The following is a 21,002-nucleotide window of genomic DNA, read 5'->3' on the forward strand; positions in this document are numbered from 1 at the left end:
GTCCCGGTGGACTTGCTGGATGGATGCTCTCCAATACCTTCAAAAAGTAGGCGGCGTGGCCCGGACCGGGCAACTCCTGGCCGCAGGCTACTCTCGTACGGACGTTGCCCGGCTGCCCACGCAGGGAGCCGGGCAACCGCGCCGTGGCGTCTTCATGCTCAAGGGCTGCAGGGCGGAATTTGCCGCGGCGATCCGGAACAACGCCAAAGTGACGTGCGCGAGCGCCGCCGGCCACTACGGTCTGTGGCTCAGGAGGCCGCCCGAACGGCACCACTTGGCGTGTAACCACGGCCATGGATCAGGTTTCGTGCGGCACCGGACCGTGAGGTTCGACGGCGATCCAACACTTCCCGTCGCGGGCGTGGAGGATGCCGTGATTCACTCGCTCGGATGCCTCGAGCCCAACGCCGCAGCAGCAATGGCGGTTTCGGCTGTTCGGCTTCACGGAGTGCCCTTGGCCCTGCTGCGGGAGGAACTCTCTGCAGACAAGTCGCGGCCGGCTCTGGTGATCCTTCAAGAACTCGATCTGCGGGCCGAATCCATCGTGGAAGTTGACGCCCAGTACCTGTTCAAAGCCCACGGGATTGGCTATGACGCCCAGGTGCAACTCCCAGGCATCGGCCGCGTGGACTTCCTGATCGAAGGAATGCTCATTGTGGAGGTGGACGGCTTCGCTTTCCATGCGGACCGGGCTTCCCTGCGCCGGGACCTGTTCCGGAACAACGCGTCCACACTCAAGGGATTCTCTGTCCTTCGCTATCCGCCGGAGGCAATCTGGTACGAACCGGACCGGGTTATTGCGGAAATCCGGGCAGTCTTGGAAAGGCTTCGCGACGTTCCTCCCCGGTTCGTCAGCAGCTGAATCGAACCTACCCCCGGCAGTGGCAAGGGCAAGGAGAACCACAGCTCCGAAAATTCGGGGTATCCGGGAAGGAGCGCCGTGGCTCGAAGGAACTAGCGGCTCGCCGCTGGCACCAGGACCCAGAGCACCTCGACGGTCTCGTCCGTGGGGTTGATCCACGTGTGGGGTTCACGGCCGGGGAAGGAGAGCGTGTCCCCTTCTTCGAGGTCGTACTCCTCGTTGGTCAGAATCAGCTTGATGCGGCCTTTGACCACATGCAGGACATCCACATCGCAATCCACGGCGTAGAGCTCGTTTTCCCCACGGCCCCGAGGTTCGATGGTGGCCTGCAGAATCTGGAGGCGGCGCTCCGAACGTGCCGTCAGCAACCGCTCCACGATGCCTTGGCCACCCAGGGAGATGCGGGGGCCGTCGTCGCGCTTGGTCAGGTGCGTTTCCGGGGCGGCGAACAAGTCGCCAACCGAGACCGACAACACCTGGCACAGGGTGACCAGGGAAGCGACCGACGGCGATGTCAGATCGCGCTCCACTCGGCTGAGGAAGCCCTTGGTCAGCCCGGTAGCGTCCGCCACTTGCTCGATGGTGAGTCGCTGCGCCTGCCGGGCTGCGCGGATTCTGGAACCGATGGCAACGGGTACATTGCTCGGTTCAACGGGGAGAGCCTTCATTCACGAACCTTTCAGGCCTGTCATGTGGCCCTGTCATTGGAGCAATAGTAGCCGGGAGACGGGCCAACAAGGCCAGAATCCGCGTAACCATGACCAAAGCATCTTGACTGTTACTCCGATCACAACATATCCTCAGAGGCAACAAGTGTTGTCTGTGAGGCACACAACACCTCCCCAATCTCCAATCGTCAGCACAGAGACTTCGACGCTTCGCAGGAGTATCGTCGAAAACCCCAACCTCCGTGCATCAGCTCCAAGGACCGTTCATGGAATCTTCGGCTATTAACATCGCAATCGTGGTGGTGTACCTGCTTGCCATGCTGGCATTCGGCTGGTGGGGCAAGTCCCGCACCAAGAACAACAGCGACTTCCTGGTGGCCGGCCGCCGCCTGGGCCCCTTCCTTTACACAGGAACCATGGCCGCAGTGGTCCTCGGTGGCGCATCCACCGTGGGCGGCGTAGGCCTCGGCTACAAGTTCGGCATCTCCGGCATGTGGCTGGTCGTAGCCATTGGCTCGGGCGTCCTGCTGCTCAGCCTGCTGTTCGCCGGCACCATCCAGCGCCTGAAGATCTACACGGTCTCCCAGATGCTGAGCCTGCGCTACGGCAGCAGGGCAACACAGACCTCCGGCATCGTCATGCTGGCCTACACACTCATGCTCTGCGCAACCTCCACCGGCGCCTACGCCACCATCTTCGTGGTCCTCTTCGATTGGGAACGCTGGCTGGCGATCGCAGTCGGCGGCGCGATCGTCCTGGTCTACTCCACCATCGGCGGCATGTGGTCCATTACCCTGGCCGACCAAGTGCAGTTCATCATCAAGACCGTAGGCATCTTCTTCCTCATGCTCCCGTTCGTCATGAACGCAGCCGGTGGCATGGATGGCATCCGTTCACGGCTTGAGGACAGCTTCTTCCAGATCGACGGCATCGGCACCCAGACCATCATCACGTACTTTGTGGTCTACACCCTGGGCCTGCTGATCGGCCAGGACATCTGGCAGCGTGTGTTCACTGCCAAGACCCCCACCGTTGCACGCTGGGGCGGCGCCACCGCCGGTGTTTACTGCATCCTCTACGGCATCGCAGGTGCACTGATCGGCCTGGCTGCCCGTGTAGCCCTCCCGGATATCGACGTCGCAAACCTCGGCAAGGACGTTGTCTACGCAGAGGTTGCAACGCACATCCTGCCCGTCGGTATCGGCGGCCTGGTGATGGCAGCAGCTGTTGCCGCCATGATGTCCACCGCTTCCGGAGCGTTGATTGCAGCAGCAACGGTTGCACGCGCCGACGTAGTTCCGTTCGTGGCCAGCTGGTTCGGCAAGACCATCAACACCGATGACAGCGAGAACCCCGAGCACGACGTCAAGGCCAACCGCTACTGGGTCCTTGGACTCGGTGTTGTGGCCGTACTGATCTCCATGGCCGCACAGGACGTGGTGGTTGCCCTCACCATCGCTTACGACATCCTGGTCGGCGGCCTCCTCGTGGCAATCCTCGGCGGCCTGGTGTGGAAGCGCGGTACGGGCATCGCCGCCGCGTGGTCCATGGCAGTTGGCTCGGTGCTGACGCTTGCCCTGCTGATCCTCTTCGCCGTCGGTATCATTCCGAGTGCGGACGGCGTCTACGCCAACGAGCCGATCTACTACGGTCTCGCCGCCTCGTTCATCGCCTACGTGGTGATTTCGCTGCTCACCCCGCCCACCGACCCCGCAGTCCGTGAGGCCTGGGACAAGCGCGTTGCCGGGGCCGTCTCTGAGGAACTTCCCCCTGAGGCCCACCCGGTCAGCAGCCACAAGTAGGACCCCACGCAATACCCCAACAACAAAGTTCGACGGCGGCGCCTCCCCTTTTCGGGGAAGCGCCGCCGTTGTTTTTCCCCGGGGAAGAGGGCGTTGCGTGGCCCGCTTTGCTCCCTAAAACCTCGCCAAAGCCCGCAGAGCAGGCCTCACAACGGGAAGGAAGAGGGCGTTGGGTGGCCCGCTTTGCTCCCTAAAACCTCGCCAAAGCCCGCAAAGCAGGCCTCACAACGGGAAGGAGGGAGGGGTGGGTGCTGTGCGGTAGGGTTGTCCCAGCTTCAAGAGATGTGGTGCCAAGCTCCGACTGGCCACACACCAACCCCATGTTCACGGGTGGTTCGGATGAGGAAGCGGCCCGTCCCGGACCAGAGACAACCGAGCGGGCAAGAGCACTCCCCCAAGGAGAAGTCCCTTGCCGTACCAAGGCGCTACCACCCCGGCCGACTCATCAGACCCGGCAATTTCCAAGCCCACGGCCCCCGTTGCCTCGACGGTCGCGGTGATTCCCGCCGTCGATCTCTTCCTCGGCACGGTGACGATCGTGGCAAAAGCCGGAACGGCGAAGTTCCGCCATCCCCAACCGCACCTGATCGCGGGGGCGTTGGCCCGGGCCGTCAGGCCCACCCGCTGGTGCGGGCCGACCAGGACCCTCACGGTGACTGTTGCCGCCGTCGGCCAACGGGCGGGTGCGCAGCAGCACTACACCCTCACCGACCAGGACCCGTCCTAGATCTCCTCGTCTTCCTCACGGAATTCTTCAGACTCGTCCAGGGGAACCACGCGTTCGTCGTCCTCCGGGGCGTCTACTTCCTCTACCCAGGGCTCGTCCACTGGCTGATCTTCGGCGTAATCGTAGGCCGGGTCGGACTCAATGGTGGTCCGTTCCGGGTGGTTGGCGTGTGATTCGGTGGTGTCCATGGTGCAACCTCCGTCTCGCGGGCCGCTCAAAGCCCTGGTGACCGTGTGCGGGGTGGGCCCCGCCCCTGTCCTTCCATCTGAGCACCGGCGCAGGCGAGGGTCAAGGGCCCAAAATTACGGTGCGCCGAACATTCCGATTGAGGAATACCGGCCAAAAAACCGCGCAAATACGCGGTACAGTGGGGCGTGCAATGGGGCCGCAACTACCCCACCCAGCACAGGAGAAAAAGTGCAAAAGCACCAGGAATCCCACGGTTCGTCGAGCCCCGCTCCGGACCCCGCCCCCGAAACAGCAGACCCCGGCAACGCCTCGCAGCATCCCACGTCCTCGGACATCCGCCGCTGGCGGCAGTACCTGGCCGACGAGCGGGCCGAAGCCGCCGTCTACCGCGAACTCGCCCAGCGACGCGATGGAGAAGAGCGCCAAATCCTGCTGGCTCTGGCAGAGGCCGAAGGCCGCCACGAGGCCCACTGGCTCAAGCTCCTGGGCGAGCACGCCGGAATGCCCAAGGCAGCATCTGCCCGGAGCCAGTTCCTGGGCTTCCTGGCCCGCAACTTCGGATCAGTCTTCGTACTCGCCCTGGCCCAGCGCGCAGAGGGCCGCTCCCCTTACGGCACCGAACCCGCAGCAACTCCTGCCATGGTGGCTGACGAGCAGATCCACGAGGAAGTTGTCCGTGGCCTGGCAACGCGTGGACGGAACAGGCTCTCCGGAACTTTCCGGGCCGCGGTCTTCGGTGCCAACGACGGTTTGGTGAGCAACCTTTCGCTGGTCATGGGCATGGCCGCAACAGGTGTGCCCAGTCCCGTGGTGCTGATGAGCGGAGTGGCAGGCCTATTGGCTGGCGCGTTGTCCATGGGCGCCGGGGAGTACGTCTCGGTCCGCTCCCAGCGCGAACTACTCAACGCTACGTTGCCAACGCAAGCCACCCTCACGGCCGCACCGTCCCTGGACATCGAGCACAACGAATTGGTCCTGGTCTACCTAGCCCGCGGAATGACGCGTGAGGCCGCAGAGCACCGGGCCGCGGAGCGCATGGGCTTGTTCAGCTGCGATTGCGATCCCAGCCTTTCCTTGCAGCCTGAGAAGCCTGCCACCGATGAGCACGAATCCGTTGGCTCGGCGTGGGGCGCGGCAATGTCCAGTTTCTGCTTCTTCGCCTCCGGCGCCATCGTTCCCATCCTGCCTTTCATTTTTGGGATGACCGGCTTCGCCGCCTTGGTAGTGGCCGGCGCTTTGGTGGGCGTCGCGCTTCTGGCGACCGGCGCCGTCGTGGGCTTGCTGTCCGGAACCTCGCCGCTGAGCCGCGGCCTGCGCCAGCTCGCGATCGGGTTGGGAGCAGCTGCCGCCACCTACGGGCTGGGCCTGGTGTTCGGCGCCACCATCGTCTAGTTTGGACGGCTCCCCCCGCAGCCCGTAATGTTGGTTCGTCCTCCGCGCTGCCCCGCGTGACCAGGGCGTGAGGAATGGAGAACCGTGGACTCAGAGCGGGAAACGCGTGCGCCCAGACACCGGCGTGCCGGTACAGTGTGGCGCATTCTGCGGGGTGTGCTCATGGCCGCAGTTGCCGCTGTAGTGGCAGTGCTGGTCAGCGGCTACTTGCATGGCGACCCACGGATCACGGCCCTTTTCCCGGGTTTGAGCGTCCCTGGAGCAGCGCCGGGCGCGCAAAAACAGGCCGCGCCCGCACGCGCGGAAGACGCCCCGCCTCCCGGGTTGGAGGAGGCGGACGCCCCGCTGGCCCCGCCGGCGCAGCCCGCCACCACCAACAGTTCATATAAGTTCCTGGCCACCAACGACGACGGCACTCCGGTGGGGTACTCGCCCTGCCGGCCGTTGCACTACGTGGTGAACAACGCCTCCGCACCGGAGGGCTCCGATGCCCTGTTGGAGACGGCGATCGCCAATGTCTCCGCCGCTTCCGGGATCCGGTTCGTCAACGACGGCACCACCGACGAGTTGCCGGTAGACCGCCGGGAGCCTTATCAACCGGCCAAATACGGCGATCGTTGGGCTCCCCTGCTGATTTCGTGGACCACCCCTGAAGCGGCACCGGCGTTGGCGGACAAGGTCATTGGTACCGGCGGCAGCACCATGTATTCGCTCAACAAAGGACCCAAAAGCTACATCACGGGCAGCCTGGAGCTGGACACACCCCAGGTCTCCGAACTCCTCGCCAGCCCTGAAGGAGCCGACTACGTTCTGGCGGTCATGCAGCACGAATTGGGGCACGTCATGGGATTGGACCACGTTGATGACCCGGTCCAATTGATGTATCCCGAGATCGGCGCCCCTGACGGTCTTGCCGCGGGCGACCTGACCGGCTTGCACCTCCTTGCCTCAGCACCCTGCCGCAAGGACATCTGAGAGCCGGTTCCCTGGCCATGGACTCCCGGCCCGTCCGGACCTATGCTGGCGATTACGGCCGACGGCGGCGCCCCATCTCCCGTCGCAGCCTCCAGGTCAGGGGGTTCCATGGAACCTTACGGGTCGCCCCAGTGGCAGGACCCCGATCCCCGCCGCCCGCATGATCCCCCGAACGGTCCCCTGAACAGCCTCCATCACTACGCCCCGGAGCCCACGCCTCCCATCAAGCACAGCAGCATCGCGGCCATCCTGTTCTTCCTGGGCATCCTCGGCCTGGTATGTGCCGGGGCCTATTTCAGCGGCGACCTCCAGCGGTTCCTGTACGGCTCCTCCGCGACGCAGAGCCAGGCGCCCCGGCCCGGGCTGGTTCCATTCGGGCAACGCCAGGACCCTGTGCCAGGTTTGGAAGAGGCAGATGCACCGCTGGGAACCCCGGCGCCCGTGAACCGGACCAGCACTTCCTACAAGTTCCTCGCCGTGAAAGAGGACGGCACTCCCCTGGCGTATTCCCCCTGCAGGCCCATCCATTACGTGGTGAACTCGGACCTGGCCGATCCCTCCTGGCAGCTGTTGGTGGAAGAGGCCATCCGGCAGGCCAGCGTGGCCACGGGTTTGAAATTCATCTATGACGGTCCCTCTTCAGAGGTCCCCTCCACCAACAGGCAGGGGTACCAGCCGGCCAGATACGGTGACCGGTGGGCGCCCGTCCTGATCGCCTGGAGCACGCCGGAGCAAGTACCCCGCCTGACCGGCCAAACCGTGGGCCTGGGTGGGAGCTCCTCGATTGGATTGAGCAACGGGTACAAGGCCTATGTCACTGGCACTGTTTCCCTTGACGCGCCGCAGTTCGCCGGCATCGTGGACACCTCCGAGGGGAAGGAGATCGGTGTAGCGGTGATCATGCATGAGCTGGGACATCTGGTGGGCCTTGACCACGTGGACGATCCCCGCCAACTGATGTTTGACCAGGCGTCCTGGGTGCGGCAATACGCTGCCGGCGACAGGACCGGCCTGGCCCAGCTCGGCTCAGGTCCGTGCAGCAAGGACTTCTAGGCGCACCTCATGCCGCGCCGGCCACCACTGCGAGCGCATCCTCCACGGTGTCCACCAGGAAGATCTTCTCCGCCATGGGTTTTCCCGCGGCAAGGCTCTGCAGCATGGGCCATGCGGGCAGTGTCCGCTCCCAGTGTTCGCGGCCCACCAACACCATGGGACTGATGGTTTGGGGCGCTCCGTAGTAGTTCTCGCAGGCATCCTGGAAAATCTCCTGCACCGTTCCGGCGGCACCGGGAAGGAAGACAGTCCCTCCGGTGCACAGCTCCAGCAGTATGGCTTCCCGGACGGCGTTGGCAAAGTATTTGGCAATGTGCGTGGCGAACAGGTTTGGTGGCTCGTGTCCGTAGAACCAGGTGGGAATGCCCAGCGTGGGCGCACCGTCGGGATGGCGTTCGACGACGGCGGCCGCCAGCCGCGCCCAGGCCGTCACCGAGGGCCTGAACCCGGGGACTTCGGCGAGGGTTTCGAGCTCGGCCGCAGCATCGGCGTCGGAGATCCGGCTCAAGTAGGCGCCCAGGTTGGCTGCCTCCATGGCCCCGGGTCCCCCGCCGGTGGCGACCCCAAACCCTGCCTGGGCGAGCAAGCGGCCCAGCCTGGCGGCGTCGGCGAATTCGCTGGTGCCGCGCTGGGCGGCGTGTCCGCCCATGACGCCCACTACTTTGGTCCCGGCGAGGGCTCCGGTGTCCAGGAGTTCGTCCAGGGCGTCGCCGATTGCGTGGTCGTGCAGGGCAGCGGCGAGGGTGGCGTCCAGGTTTCCCCGTTGCCCGGGAATGATGCTCCACTGGTAGACCCGGGCGTCCAGGGTGGATTCATACTCTGTGGAGGAGATGTCCGGGTAGAGTTCCGCTGCTGTGTACAGGCCGTTGCGGTAGGGGTTGAAAGGCACACCAGCCAGCTTGGGGAAGATGAGCGCTCCGCGTCGCCGCAGGCTCTCTTCCACGCCGTCGTCGAAGGTACATCCCAGGAAGATCGCGCCTTGGGCGTCCAAGGTCTTAAGCTCCTTGGCGTGGCCCCTCAGGTCCAGTGACTGTGCATGCCAGCCGCTCATGGACCCGGCTCCCCCGGCGACCAGGTTCTCGAAGTGGACCAAGCTTTCTACATCCAGTGTCCGCGGGCTCGGGTTCAGGGGTCCGGTGCGATTCATGGTTTCAGCGTAGTATCGGCCGGGCATGACGCCGGCTTTTACGTGCGGTGCTGTTGCCCGGTGCATCATGGAGCATGAAGAGTTCAGAAGTGGGCCGTCCGCGCATCGGTGTTCCGATCAGGCTCAGCAGTTCGGACACCCCGGACGCCAGGGTGGGTGCAGCCAATCAGCTCTTCACGTTCATTGTGGAACTGCTGCGCGAGGCCGGCGCGCAGCCGGTGCTGCTGACTCCGGTCTCGGCGGACAGTGCCGGGCGTTTGGCGGCCGAAATGCAAAGGCTCGACGGCGTGCTGCTGCCCGGCGGCGGCGACATCGACCCCCGCCTGTATGGCCAGGATCCCGAGGACGCGCTCTATGACGTGAACCAGGAGCAGGACCACCTGGACATTGACGTTGCCCGCGCAACCATTGATGCGGGCCTGCCTCTTTTGGGGATCTGCCGCGGCCACCAACTCCTGAATGTGCTGTACGGGGGGACCTTGACCCAGGACATGGCCGTTACCTCGGTGACGCACAGCAGCCTGGACCCTGGCAACCCGGGGGCCAGCGAATGGGCTTGGCATGATGTCCGCCTCTCCCCCGGTTCCAAGGCCGCTGCACTCCATGGCTCCCCCGAAGGCTCCACCATCAAGGTCGCCTCCGGGCATCACCAGGCGGTGGCCCGCGTAGGGGAAGGCCTGGTGGTCACGGCGATCGCCGACGACGGCACGGTAGAGGCGCTGGAAGATCCGTCGCGGTGGGTTGCTTCCGTTCAGTGGCACCCGGAGGTTTCGCAGCTTGCCGACTCGGACCGGCTTGTACTTTTCAGCTCCTTTGTCCAAGTGTGCCGGCACCCTACCCAGGCTCGTCCTGGTGGAGTACAGTAGCGCTCACTGCATCGCTTTCAGCCTCGCTGGAAGTTCAGCCAGTACCAACTTCATCTGCAATGACGTCCGCGGGCGTCGTAAGTTTGCCGGCTGGGGGGCCCAACATCTGCTCAAAGGAGCATGGTTGTGGACCGTCCAAAATACGCCAGTCGACCCCTACGTACTACTATGCGCACTTCGTTCCATCGCTGGGTCCTGGGCTTTCTGCTCGGCCCCGCCATGGTGATGGGCTCTCTGGTCCTCACCACTGCATCTGTGGCAACCGCCGCCGAACCGCCGTGTGCGGGCACGGGTGGTGCCCTGCAGATTGTTGCCCATACGGACGATGACCTGCTCTTCCTCAGCCCTGACTTCATGCGGGACATCCAAGCCAAGCGTTGCGTCCAAACGGTTTTCACCACAGCAGGTGAGGCCGGCGAGGGAGCAACGTACTGGCGCAGCCTCGAATCGGGCATCCAGGCAAGCTACGCCAAAATGGCCGGCGTCTCCAACAGCTGGACGACCTCAGACGCCGGAGTACCGGGGCGTCCGCTGACGATGCGGACCCTCAACGGCGCTCCCAACGTCTCTGTGGTGTACATGCGGCTGCCGGACGGCTTTCCGAACGGCTTGGGCAGCGCCGCCTACAACAGCCAGAGCATCCTGAAACTCTGGGATGGCCGGCTTTCCTCCATCCGCCCCGTGGATAATGCAGCGACGTTCACCAAGTCCCAGTTCCAATCGGCGTTGAACCGGCTTGTGGCCAACTTCCAGCCCACCACTTTCCGCACCCAGGACTGGACCGGAAACTTCAACAGCCCCTATGACCACAGCGACCACTGGGCCACCGCAAAATTCGCCCAGCTCGCAACCCGCAGCTACACCGGGCCGCACACTTCCCTCGCCTATGACGCCTACGTCATTGACGAGTATGCCCAGAACGTGACGGGGGCCGAACTGACGGCCAAAGTTGATACCTTTGTCCGGTTCTCCGACTTCGACATGTATATCTGCAGCACCCCCGGTGAGGGCTGTCCGGATTCCCCGTATGACGAGTGGCTGAAACGGCAATACATCACGGCCATTGAATGGGTGGGCAATGCCGCCAAATCGGCGGGCACCACCGTCACGGCTTCCTCACAGAAGGCCGCCGCACAGAGCCCGGAAAAGGTCCGCGACGGGTACCAGTGGGGTGCTCCGATGGATGCCACCCGTGAGTGGGTGTCAGCCGGGGAAAAGGCGGGCAGCTGGATCCAGTACAACTTCTCCCCCACCCGGACAATCGATGCCGTGACGTTGTCCGACCGACCCTTGCTCACTGACCAGATCACCGCCGGCAACCTCCAGTTCTCCGATGGAAGTACGGTGGCTGTACCGGCCCTGCCCAACAACGGCTCCGGCCTCACCATCAAGTTTCCTGCGAAGACGGTGAGCTCGGTGCGGTTGAACATTACCGGGGTCAGTTCCGGGACTACGAATGCCGGCTTGGCCGAGTTTGAGGCCTACCTTGGCGCTGATACCGCGGCTCCGGTAGTCACCGCAGCGCCCCCGGGCGGAAGTTACACCGCAGGCCAGGCGATCACCCTGACGGCCAACGAAACATCCACCATTTACTACACCACCAACGGAAGCACCCCGACCACCGCCAGCAGCAAGTACACGGCACCGCTGATCCTGAATGGTCCGCTGACGCTGAAGTACTTCGCCGTGGACGCAGCAAACAATTCATCGGCTGTGGTCACACAGACATACTCCACGGGTCCGGACGTCACCAAGCCCGTGGTCACGGCCAACCCCGTGGGAGGCCAATACGCTGCGGGAACCACCATCACCTTGTCCGCGAATGAACCGGCTGAGATCCGCTACACCACGGACGGCACGGATCCCCTGACGGCAGGACTGACCTACACCACGGCCATCCCCTTCAACGGTCCCGGTCCCATGACGTTGAAGTACTTCGCCAGGGATACCGCCGGCAACGTCTCCGAGGTAAGCACTCAGAGCTATTCGATTCCGCCGGACACAGCCGCCCCCACGGTCACGGCCAACCCCACCAGTCGTGCGCTGGCCAGTGGAGCAACCATCGCCCTGTCCGCCAATGAACCTGCCACCATTTACTACACCACCAACGGAAGCACGCCAACGGCCACGGAATCGGCCACCAACATCAAGTACAACCCCGCCAATCCGGTAGTCATGGGCAGTTCCACCCTGGTGCTCAAGTACATCGGCGTAGACACTGCCGGCAACACCTCGGCTGCAGGCACCCAGACCTACACTGTTCCGGCAGCCGGGCCGCCGTCCAGCCATGACTTCAATGGAGACGGACGGGCGGACGTGCTGGCCGCCGATACTGCGGGCACCCTGTACCTCTACCCCGGCAATGCCTCCGGCGGACTGGACCCACGTCAGGTCGCCCTGGCCGCACCAGCCTGGTCCACCATCACTGACACCGTCACCCCCGGTGATTTCAACAAGGACGGTAAACCGGATCTGCTGGCCCGCGCAGGCGACATCCTCTGGTTCTACCCCGGCAACGGCACAGGGAGCTTCGGGGCACGGACACAGGTCAGCACCGGATGGAGCACCATGACGCAGATCTTCTCACCCGGCGACTTCAGCGGCGATGGCATCCCCGATTTCATTGGTCGTCGCAGCAACGGCGAGCTCCGGCTCTACGAAGGAAACGGGACCGGAGGGCAGCGGGCTCCCTACACCGTGGGCTGGGGCTGGGACGTCATGAACGCCATCTTCAGCACCGGCGATTTCAACGGCGACGGCAAGGCAGATGTACTGGCGCGGCGAACCGACACAGGCGCATTATGGCTATATCCGGGCGATGGAACCGGGGGCTGGTTGCAATGGACCCAGATTGGGACGGGCTGGGGAACCCGCACCGCGCTGGTCGGTCCGCGGGACCTTGACGGCGACGGCAAGAACGACATCCTGGGCCGCATCGGAGACACGTTGTGGCTGTATCCGGGCTCGGGAGGCGGAACGCTCAGCAACGTCCCGCCGATCAGCCTCGGCACCGGCTGGCAGGCGATGAAAGTCATCGCCTAGCCGACCCCTTGGACCTGGCGCGGGTCGGAGTTTTCCCCCAGACTCTTCGGCTCGCGTCAGCTGCTTAAAGTACGACGACGGCCCGGTACCTTCCGCAGGGAAGGTACCGGGCCGTCGTCGTACTTCTTGTGCCTTTCGGCGGTAAACCTAGAGCGTGGCGAAAACTTCGCGCAGCAGCGTAGCGGTCTCGGACGGCGTCTTGCCGACCTTCACGCCTGCGGCTTCGAGAGCTTCCTTCTTGGCCTGCGCGGTGCCTGCAGAGCCGGACACGATGGCGCCGGCGTGGCCCATGGTCTTGCCCTCGGGAGCCGTGAAGCCGGCAACGTAGCCAACAACGGGCTTGGTGACGTTGGCCTTGATGTAGTCGGCTGCACGCTCTTCAGCGTCGCCACCGATCTCACCGATCATGACGATTGCCTTGGTCTCCGGGTCAGCCTCGAACGCAGCCAGGGCGTCGATGTGCGTGGTGCCGATGATGGGGTCGCCACCGATGCCGATTGCGGTGGAGAAACCGAGGTCGCGGAGTTCGTACATCATCTGGTAGGTCAAGGTACCGGACTTGGACACCAGGCCGATGGGGCCCTTGCCCGTGATGTTCGCCGGGGTGATGCCCACCAGGGCTTCGCCGGGGGTGATGATGCCGGGGCAGTTCGGCCCGATGATGCGGGTGATCTGCTTGCCGTCGGCGTCAACCTTGGACTGGGCCAATGCCCAGAATTCGGCGGAGTCCTGAACCGGGACGCCTTCGGTGATGACAACAACGAGGCCGATGCCGGCTTCGATTGCTTCAACAACGGCGTCCTTGGTGAATGCCGGCGGAACGAAGACGATGGAGACGTCTGCGCCGGTTTCAGCGATGGCTTCCTTGACGGTGCCGAAGACGTTGATTTCCTTGTCGCCGTGCAGGACCGTGGTACCGGCCTTGCGGGCGTTGACGCCACCAACAATGTTGGTGCCGGCCTTGAGCATCAGGGCGGTGTGCTTGGTGCCCTCGCCGCCGGTGATGCCCTGAACGATGACCTTGGAGTCTTTGTTGAGGTAGATAGACATTGTCGCGTCCCTTTACTTAGCTGCGTTGGCGAGCTCGGCAGCCTTGTCGGCGCCCTCGTCCATGGTGGCGGCCAGGGTAACCAGCGGGTGGTTGGCCTCGGTCAGGATGCGGCGGCCTTCCTCAACGTTGTTGCCGTCGAGGCGGACTACCAGCGGCTTGTTCGCAGAGGTACCAAGCTCAGCAAGTGCACCCACGATGCCCTTTGCCACGGCGTCGCACGCGGTGATGCCACCGAAGACGTTCACGAACACGCTCTTGACCTGGGAATCGCCAAGGATGACGTCCAGACCGTTGGCCATGACCTCGGCGGAAGCTCCACCGCCGATGTCCAGGAAGTTGGCGGGCTTGACGTTGCCGTGCTTTTCGCCGGCGTAAGCAACGACGTCGAGGGTGGACATCACGAGGCCGGCGCCGTTGCCGATGATGCCTACTTCGCCGTCAAGCTTGACGTAGTTGAGGTCCTGCGCCTTGGCCTTGGCCTCGAGCGGGTCAGCTGCGTCCTTGTCTTCCAACGTGGAGTGGTGCACGTGGCGGAAGTCGGCGTTCTCGTCCAGGGAGACCTTGCCGTCGAGGGCAACAATTTCGCCTGCGCCGGTGCGGACCAGCGGGTTGACCTCAACCAGGGTTGCGTCTTCCTTCTTGAAGACATCCCAGAGCTTCAGAATGACGTCGGCGACTTTGCCGCGCAGTTCTTCAGCGAAACCTGCTTCGGCGACGATTTCGTCGGCCTTGGCCTGGTCGATGCCCACAGCGGGGTCGATGGCGATCTTGGCCAGGGCCTCGGGACGCTCAACGGCAAGCTGTTCGATCTCCATGCCGCCCTCTACCGAGCACATGGCCAGGTAGTTGCGGTTGGCGCGGTCCAGGAGGACCGAGAAGTAGAACTCTTCGGCGATGTCTGCGCCCTGGGCGATCATCACCTTGTTGACGGTGTGGCCCTTGATATCCATGCCCAGGATGTTGGTGGAGTGCTCAAGCGCCTCTTCGGCAGTCTTGGCAACCTTGACGCCGCCAGCCTTGCCGCGGCCACCAACCTTAACCTGTGCCTTGACGACAGTTACGCCGCCGATCTTCTCGGCAGCTGCCTTTGCTTCTTCAGGAGTGTGCGCCACGATGCCGGCGAGCACGGGTACACCGTGCGCTTCGAACATATCGCGCGCCTGATATTCAAACAGGTCCACGGTTTAGTGTCCTTCTACGTCGAAGTAGTTTTCTGTTCAGCCGGGAACCGCGATGACCGCGATAGCCAGCTGCGGAGAGTACGCGGTAACAACCAGGATTGAAGCCGGTCACATTGCGTAAGGTCCTCTCGGAACTTTAGCCCTTTGAGGAGTCCCGCCAGCTACACACTACCTGTTAAGTGAGTAACCTTACACTTCTATGCGCTGTAGAAAACCCGCAGAATTTCGCGGTTTTTGGGCCATCCACCGGCTGTCACGACGCTTGTTTCAGGTTCCCCGTGACTGTTTTGCCGCCGTCGGAAATCAGCTGGTAGCCCTCTGGCGTCACGAAGAAGGCCACGCCACCGGAGACGTTTCCGCAGGCAACCCCGCCGTTATAGGCCGAGCACCGCAGCCCGTTACGCTCAATGTTCTGCCCATCTGCCAGTTCCCGCAGCTTGGAGATTGGCCCGTTGCGGCTGCCCTTGGGACCGAACTCGGACTCCATTTGTGTTACGCCGGAACGACACGAGCCGTAGACCGCCTTGTCCGGAGAGAGCAGCACCGTACCGCCGAGGTAGCCCAGCCCCGTTCCGGCGCAGTCATCGGCGATGTCGGTGAGATCGGGCTTGGCGTACTTCGCCAGTTCGCAATGCGCCACCGGAACCACCGGGAACTTGTTGTTGGCCGCGTCCGAGTAGGAATTTGCCTCGTAGGGCAGGTTCAGGTGGCCGCCCTTGGACGACGTCAAGGCGCACACGATGCTCTTGTCCTGGGTGACGAAGGCAGTGACATCCTCCCCGGCCGCCAGAGTGGTCTGCTCCGTGACAGGAACCTGCTTCAGTTGCTCAAGGGGTGGCAAAGGGGCCGGTGGAACGTAGTCCGGATCCTTCGTGGCGAAGGAGCACCCGGTGGCCAATACCAGGAGCACGGCAGCAAGAATCCCCAAAACAGTCCGTCGCATGCCACCAATTATGCCGGTAACCTCACGCCGTACTGCCTCGGCGGCGCCGGAGGCTGTTGAAGACCACCAGCGCGACGCCCGCCGCAAACATGGCGGCAGCTGCCCACAGCATGGTGCGCAGCCTTCCGGACTCCAGGCCGGTCGCCGCGAGTTCAGCGCTGCCGTATTCAGAGCTGCCGTATTCAGAGTTGCCATATTCAGCGCTCGACGCCGGGACCACCGCTCCTGCCGGAGTCACCGCCGCTGGAGGTGCTGGCGCCTCGGCAGCCGGCGGCGGGTTCTCCGCGGGCGGCCGGGTTTCGAGGACGGTCACGACCGTAGAGAACACCCACTGTTTGTACAGACCGGAGTCACTGAAGTACACAAAGATCTGGAAAGACCCGGCTCTGGTAGGGATGCCTTGCAACACGCCATTGTCATCAATAGTGAGCCCGTCCGGTCCCGGATCGTGCCACGACAGGCTACCGGCCATATGGCGGGGCGTCGCCCACCAAAAATCATAGGGAGCCACGCCCCCGGTGACGGAGGCGATCTTCGCAGAATACGGTTCGCCCAAGACTGCCGCTGGAACGGCGAAACCCGTGGGCTGTGGCCTTGAGGCGCGGACAGTCAAGGTGAACTGCGCATCGATGGATTCATAGAGGTCCGAGAACCGCACAGTGAAGGTGTACGTTCCCGCCGCAGTCGGCGTGCCGGAAGCGGCGTTCCGCCCCCACGACATCCCCGGCGGAAGAGCACCTGAAACCACAGCCGTGGTGTATGGCTGGCCACCCACCGTCCAGACCAGGATGCTCTCGCTGTACCAGGCTCCAACGACGCCGTCAGTGAACTTCTCCGAGTTAGTCACCGTCCTGAAGTTGGGCGGTGCGTAGTCGAAAAAGTCTATTGCGACCTCCTGGACAAGTGATTGCGCGGGCTCTGATGAATCCGTCACCGTGACAGGCATCCGGAAGTAGCCCGCTTGGGTGGGCATGCCGGTGAATCTGAGGCTCGCTGGGTCGAACGTCAGACCGGGAGGGACGTTATTGACGGTGGCGGTGTAAGGTGCTGTTCCTCCGGAAATCACCAGCGGCGCATCGTACGTCTTGGTGAGGTACCCCCTGTCCACGTAAGACCGCACAGTCAATGGATCAGCGAGGTCCGCTACAGCTGGTGCAGGTGGCTCTTGCTGCGGCGTGGCGGGATTCGTCGCGGGCGGATTGGTCACTCCCGGTTCCGCGAGGGCCGGCTGGGTGGCCCCGGAAATGGCAGTGGGTGTCGGCGTTGGACTGGTGCTTGCCGATGGGTTCGGGCTGGCCGTCGGCGTCGGGCTGGCGGTTGCTGCCGGACTCCCGGTTGGTGACGGCTCCGCATCGGCTATCCCAGGCGGAGCGAACTGGAGCGCCAGGGCGCTTGCCACGGCCCCCACCAGCAGCAGCCTCGCGGCCTTGCCCCGCAAACGACGTTCCCCAACAAAAGCGCCCACGCGCGTCCTCCCCCACAAGAATGCAAGCAAATTGGCATTGCAAGGAGGGAAACAAACCGGCGTCGGCCCCAGTGCAACGCCCGGTCAGTCTAGGCTGGGATGGGGTTCAGGACAATGGGTATGGAGCGCTGCGGTGCTCAAGCATCGAGTTTTGTCAGCGGCGCGTACCTCAGCAGCAGGCGCTTCTCGCCGACGTCGAACTTCACCTTGGCTACCGTCTTGTCTCCGGCGCCCTCGACGCCCAACACCACGCCATTGCCGAAGCTCGTGTGGTTGACCTTGTCCCCCACCACCACGGAAATAACTTCCTTCTGCGGCTGCACCCGGTTGCGGGCGACAGCGGCAGGAACGTCGGCGTCGAACCCTGCTGTGGGGCTTGCGGCAGCCCCGCGTGAGGTGCCCGCCCCCCAGAACGAACCACCGTACCGGTTGGAGCCGATGGGGGCGCTTCCCCAGCCACCGGCTTGGCGGCTCATACCTTCGCGCTTCCATTCCACCAACCCGGAGGGGATTTCCTCCAGGAACTGGCTGGCGGGGTTGTACTGGCTTTGGCCCCACATGCTGCGGACTTCGGAACGCGTGACGTAGAGGCGCTTGCGGGCGCGGGTCAGGCCCACGTATGCCAGCCGGCGTTCTTCCGCGAGCTCCTTAGGGTCCGTGGCCGAGCGCTGGTGCGGGAAGATCCCGTGTTCCATGCCGGTCAGGAAGACCACCGGGAACTCCAGGCCCTTGGCGGTGTGCAGGGTCATGAGCGTGACCACACCCATGCGCTTTGCCTCTGCCACTGCGGCGTCGATGTCAGCGCCCGGTGCATCGGGGATCTGGTCGGCGTCGGCTACCAAGGAGACCTGTTCCAGGAACTCCCCCAGGGAACCTTCCGGGTTGTCGCGTTCGTACTCACGGACCACGGCAACCAGTTCGGCGAGGTTTTCCACCCGGGATTCATCCTGCGGATCCGTACTGGCGCGCAATCCGGCAAGGTATCCCGTCTGCTCCAGCACGGCTTCCAAAGCGGCAGCGGCGCCTGAACCCGATGCCACCTCAGCAAGGTCATCCATGAGTTTCACGAAGCCAAGAACCAGGTTGACCGAACGGCTGGCCATTCCGGGCGCTTGGTCGGCGCGTCGGGCGGCGGCCATGAAGGAGGAGCGCTCACGTTCGGCCAGGGCAGCAACGGCGCCTTCGGCCCGATCACCGATTCCCCGCTTGGGTTCGTTGAGGATGCGGCGGAGGTTGACGTCGTCATCGGGGTTCACCAGGACGCGAAGGTACGCCAAGGCGTCCTTGATTTCCTTGCGCTCATAGAACCGGGTGCCGCCCACAACCTTGTACGGCAGGCCCACCCGGACCAGCACGTCTTCAATGGAACGGGACTGTGCGTTGGTGCGGTAGAAGATGGCGACGTCACCGGGACGCAACCCTTCCTCGTCCTGCAGCCGGTCTATCTCCTTGGCGATGAACTGGGCTTCGTCGTGCTCGTTCTCGCCCACGTAGCCGATGATCTTTTCGCCATCGCCCTCCGCAGTCCACAGGCGCTTCTCCTGGCGGTTGGGATTGCGTGAGATCACGGAGTTGGCCGCGCTAAGGATGTTCTGGGTGGAGCGGTAGTTTTGCTCGAGCTTGATGGTGCGGGCGTTGGGGTAGTCGGCCTCGAACTCCACAATGTTGCGGATGTCCGCGCCGCGGAAGGCGTAAATGGACTGATCGGAGTCGCCCACCACGGTCAGTTCGCTCGGCTGAACGCTGGTGTCCGTTCCCACCCCCACGATTTCCCGGACCAAAGCGTACTGGGCATGGTTGGTGTCCTGGTATTCATCCACCAGGACGTGGCGGAAGCGGCGACGGTAGGACTCCGCGAGCGCCGGGAAGGCCCGGAACATGTAGACGGTCTCGGCAATGAGATCGTCAAAGTCCATCGCGTTCGCTTGGCGGAGCCGCTGTGTGTAGCCCTTGAAAACCTCGGCAACCGCTGTATCGAAGGGGTCGTTGTAGTTCGCGGTGGAGGCATAGGAATCGGCGTCGATCAGCTCATTCTTGAGTGCCGAGATCTTGTGCTGGATGGCCTTGGGCGCGAATTTCTTGGGGTCAAGGTCCAGGTTCTTGGACACCAGGGTGATCAGGCGCAAGGAGTCCGCTGAGTCATAGATGGAGAAGTTCGAGTTCAGCCCCACCGTGGTGGCTTCCCTCCGCAGGATCCGGACGCAGGAGGAGTGGAAGGTGGAGATCCACATGGCCTTGGCCCGCCCGCCGACCAGCGCTTCGATGCGTTCCCGCATTTCGGCTGCAGCCTTGTTGGTGAACGTGATGGCCAGGATTTCGCCATGGTGGGCACGCTTGGTGGCGATCAGGTAGGCGATCCTGTTACTGAGGACACGGGTCTTGCCGGACCCTGCACCGGCCACGATCAGCAAGGGAGTGCCCGCGTGTTTAACGGCTTCTTCCTGCTGCGGGTTCAGCCCTTGCAGGAGTGCTTCGGCAGAGGGAAGTCCGGACCCTCCGCTGTTGCCCCATCCTCCGGACGCCGACCCTCCGGCAGTGTCCGACGACCCGCCGCTGCCCCCTTGGACGCGGGCGCCGGCAATGCCTCCCCCGGGGCGGGAAAGCTCCGGGGCAGCCTTGACTGCGGCCTTGGTGCCTGCTTTGAAGGGTCCGTCTGCGTAGGGGTCAAACAACATATCCATGGTGCCTACCAGTCTAGGCGGTGGCCCTGACACTATAAGGCGCCGGGTCTGCAGCCCCCGTAATCTCCACGGATATACAAGCATCCAAGCGCTTCTGCGGCTTTACTTCCTAGGCAAACTGGGGAACAGAGGTGAGGGCAGCGCTCAACTCACGTACCGCCGTCGGGCCTCCCGCGACGAACCAGTTCAGCCCGTTCACTTTCACGACGGCGGTGTCCCCGCCTGCTGCGCGGACAATCGCTTTGCCGGGGAGCCAGTCCCATTCGGGGCAGCTGTGCTGGAACCAGCAACCGAGCTCGCCGTCCGCAACGCGGCCGAGATCACACGAACCCGAGCCGAACATGCGCAAAGAGGCGGCAGTGATCGCCGCAGCGTGCCAAGGCATTGCCGTGCGGGGATCGGCCAGCCAGGTGGGGTGGATGTAGGTGGCCGCACTGATTTCACCCACGGCCCGATCGCCGGACCCGGAGATCGGTTCGCCGTTCAAGGTGGCGGGGTGTTCTTCCCCACCCAGCCACAGCTTGTCCAGCTCAGGCTGGTAGATGGCTCCGAGCAGCACCTCCGGGTCTGCTGCAGGGCTGGTTCCGTGCTCCGGGCTGTCCCGCTTGAGGGCGATCGCTGAGCACCAGTACGTGGACCCGTGCAGGAAATTGTAGGTGCCATCCACGGGGTCGATCACCCAGGTCCGGCCACTGGTTCCGGCTACGGAGGCGCCCTCTTCTCCGAGGATGCCATCCTCGGGCCGGCAACGGCGCAACTGTTCCAGGACGTAAGCCTCGGCCGCGTGATCGGCTGCCGTGACGACGTCGGACACTGAGGTCTTCCGTTCGCCTTGGAGGCCGCCCATGCGCATGAGCAGCGCCAGCTGGCCTGCCTCACGGACCAGGGCGCTGGCCAGTTGGTAGTCATCGAGGGTGGGATCAAGTTCAGTTGCGGTGTGCCTGCCGGTGGTCATGGT

17 protein-coding genes and 1 riboswitch are annotated in these 21,002 nt (G+C 63.9%); of the genes, 8 read left to right on the top strand and 9 right to left on the bottom strand.

What is annotated here, in order from left to right:
* Window positions 1-19: 19 nt before the first annotated feature.
* On the top strand, window positions 20-862 hold the full coding sequence (locus BLQ01_RS08265) for an endonuclease domain-containing protein (RefSeq protein ID WP_035761258.1): 843 nt from the start codon (window positions 20-22) through the stop codon (window positions 860-862).
* A 92-nt stretch (window positions 863-954) separates the two neighbouring features.
* On the opposite strand, the gene BLQ01_RS08270 is transcribed toward BLQ01_RS08265, so the two are convergent.
* Window positions 955-1,530, bottom strand: a complete 576-nt coding sequence (locus tag BLQ01_RS08270) for a helix-turn-helix domain-containing protein (RefSeq protein ID WP_024819844.1) — start codon at window positions 1,528-1,530, stop codon at window positions 955-957.
* 266 nt (window positions 1,531-1,796) lie between these two features.
* Here BLQ01_RS08270 and BLQ01_RS08275 point away from each other — a divergent pair, with 266 nt between their 5' ends.
* The gene (locus tag BLQ01_RS08275) at window positions 1,797-3,332 is read left to right on the top strand and encodes a sodium:solute symporter family protein (protein ID WP_175493372.1); all 1,536 of its coding nucleotides are present in this window, start codon (window positions 1,797-1,799) and stop codon (window positions 3,330-3,332) included.
* Window positions 3,333-3,605: 273 nt separating this feature from the next.
* Window positions 3,606-3,725, top strand: a riboswitch (SAM riboswitch).
* 16 nt (window positions 3,726-3,741) lie between these two features.
* Window positions 3,742-4,059, top strand: coding sequence for a hypothetical protein (locus tag BLQ01_RS08280; protein ID WP_026548088.1), 318 nt, complete (start codon window positions 3,742-3,744; stop codon window positions 4,057-4,059).
* Here BLQ01_RS08280 and BLQ01_RS08285 read toward each other — a convergent pair.
* Window positions 4,056-4,247 (bottom strand): hypothetical protein, encoded by a 192-nt coding sequence (locus BLQ01_RS08285; protein ID WP_026543179.1) that lies wholly within the window; start codon window positions 4,245-4,247, stop codon window positions 4,056-4,058. The two genes, BLQ01_RS08280 and BLQ01_RS08285, sit on opposite strands and share 4 nt — an antisense overlap.
* A 229-nt stretch (window positions 4,248-4,476) precedes the next feature.
* Between BLQ01_RS08285 and BLQ01_RS08290 the strand changes: the two genes are divergently transcribed.
* The 3 genes from BLQ01_RS08290 (at window position 4,477) to BLQ01_RS08300 (ending at window position 7,668) form a co-directional block, all read left to right on the top strand.
* Entirely contained in the window at window positions 4,477-5,640 is a 1,164-nt protein-coding gene (locus BLQ01_RS08290) for a VIT1/CCC1 transporter family protein (protein ID WP_026543180.1), read from the top strand.
* 162 nt (window positions 5,641-5,802) lie between these two features.
* Window positions 5,803-6,615, top strand: coding sequence for a matrixin family metalloprotease (locus BLQ01_RS08295; protein WP_091551175.1), 813 nt, complete (start codon window positions 5,803-5,805; stop codon window positions 6,613-6,615).
* A 108-nt stretch (window positions 6,616-6,723) separates the two neighbouring features.
* A complete protein-coding gene (locus BLQ01_RS08300; RefSeq protein WP_254779294.1) occupies window positions 6,724-7,668 on the top strand; it encodes a matrixin family metalloprotease in 945 nt (314 codons plus the stop codon).
* A 7-nt stretch (window positions 7,669-7,675) separates the two neighbouring features.
* Here BLQ01_RS08300 and BLQ01_RS08305 read toward each other — a convergent pair whose 3' ends face one another.
* Window positions 7,676-8,815, bottom strand: a complete 1,140-nt coding sequence (locus BLQ01_RS08305) for an LOG family protein (RefSeq protein WP_175493374.1) — start codon at window positions 8,813-8,815, stop codon at window positions 7,676-7,678.
* Window positions 8,816-8,889: 74 nt separating this feature from the next.
* Between BLQ01_RS08305 and BLQ01_RS08310 the strand changes: the two genes are divergently transcribed.
* Entirely contained in the window at window positions 8,890-9,681 is a 792-nt protein-coding gene (locus BLQ01_RS08310) for a gamma-glutamyl-gamma-aminobutyrate hydrolase family protein (RefSeq protein WP_091551055.1), read from the top strand.
* Between the two features lie 168 nt (window positions 9,682-9,849).
* Window positions 9,850-12,723 carry a chitobiase/beta-hexosaminidase C-terminal domain-containing protein gene (locus tag BLQ01_RS08315; protein ID WP_254779295.1) on the top strand — a complete coding sequence of 958 codons (2,874 nt, stop codon included), beginning with the start codon at window positions 9,850-9,852 and terminating at the stop codon, window positions 12,721-12,723.
* 147 nt (window positions 12,724-12,870) lie between these two features.
* Here the strand turns inward: BLQ01_RS08315 and sucD are convergent, their stop codons facing one another.
* From sucD to BLQ01_RS08345, 6 genes are all read right to left on the bottom strand, one after another.
* Window positions 12,871-13,773, bottom strand: a complete 903-nt coding sequence (gene sucD, locus BLQ01_RS08320; protein ID WP_026543186.1) for a succinate--CoA ligase subunit alpha — start codon at window positions 13,771-13,773, stop codon at window positions 12,871-12,873.
* A gap of 12 nt (window positions 13,774-13,785) precedes the next feature.
* Complete coding sequence (gene sucC, locus BLQ01_RS08325; protein ID WP_026543187.1) at window positions 13,786-14,955, bottom strand: ADP-forming succinate--CoA ligase subunit beta; 1,170 nt, start codon at window positions 14,953-14,955, stop codon at window positions 13,786-13,788.
* Between the two features lie 253 nt (window positions 14,956-15,208).
* Window positions 15,209-15,898, bottom strand: a complete 690-nt coding sequence (locus tag BLQ01_RS08330; RefSeq protein ID WP_091551058.1) for a hypothetical protein — start codon at window positions 15,896-15,898, stop codon at window positions 15,209-15,211.
* A gap of 22 nt (window positions 15,899-15,920) precedes the next feature.
* Entirely contained in the window at window positions 15,921-17,363 is a 1,443-nt protein-coding gene (locus BLQ01_RS08335; RefSeq protein WP_175493375.1) for a putative Ig domain-containing protein, read from the bottom strand.
* 137 nt (window positions 17,364-17,500) lie between these two features.
* The gene (pcrA, locus tag BLQ01_RS08340) at window positions 17,501-20,044 is read right to left on the bottom strand and encodes a DNA helicase PcrA (RefSeq protein WP_091551061.1); all 2,544 of its coding nucleotides are present in this window, start codon (window positions 20,042-20,044) and stop codon (window positions 17,501-17,503) included.
* A 109-nt stretch (window positions 20,045-20,153) separates the two neighbouring features.
* The gene (locus tag BLQ01_RS08345) at window positions 20,154-20,999 is read right to left on the bottom strand and encodes an inositol monophosphatase family protein (RefSeq protein WP_026543191.1); all 846 of its coding nucleotides are present in this window, start codon (window positions 20,997-20,999) and stop codon (window positions 20,154-20,156) included.
* Between the last annotated feature and the right edge of the window lie 3 nt (window positions 21,000-21,002).

This window comes from Arthrobacter sp. UNCCL28 (genome assembly GCF_900102805.1).
Lineage (GTDB): Bacteria > Actinomycetota > Actinomycetes > Actinomycetales > Micrococcaceae > Arthrobacter > Arthrobacter nicotinovorans_A.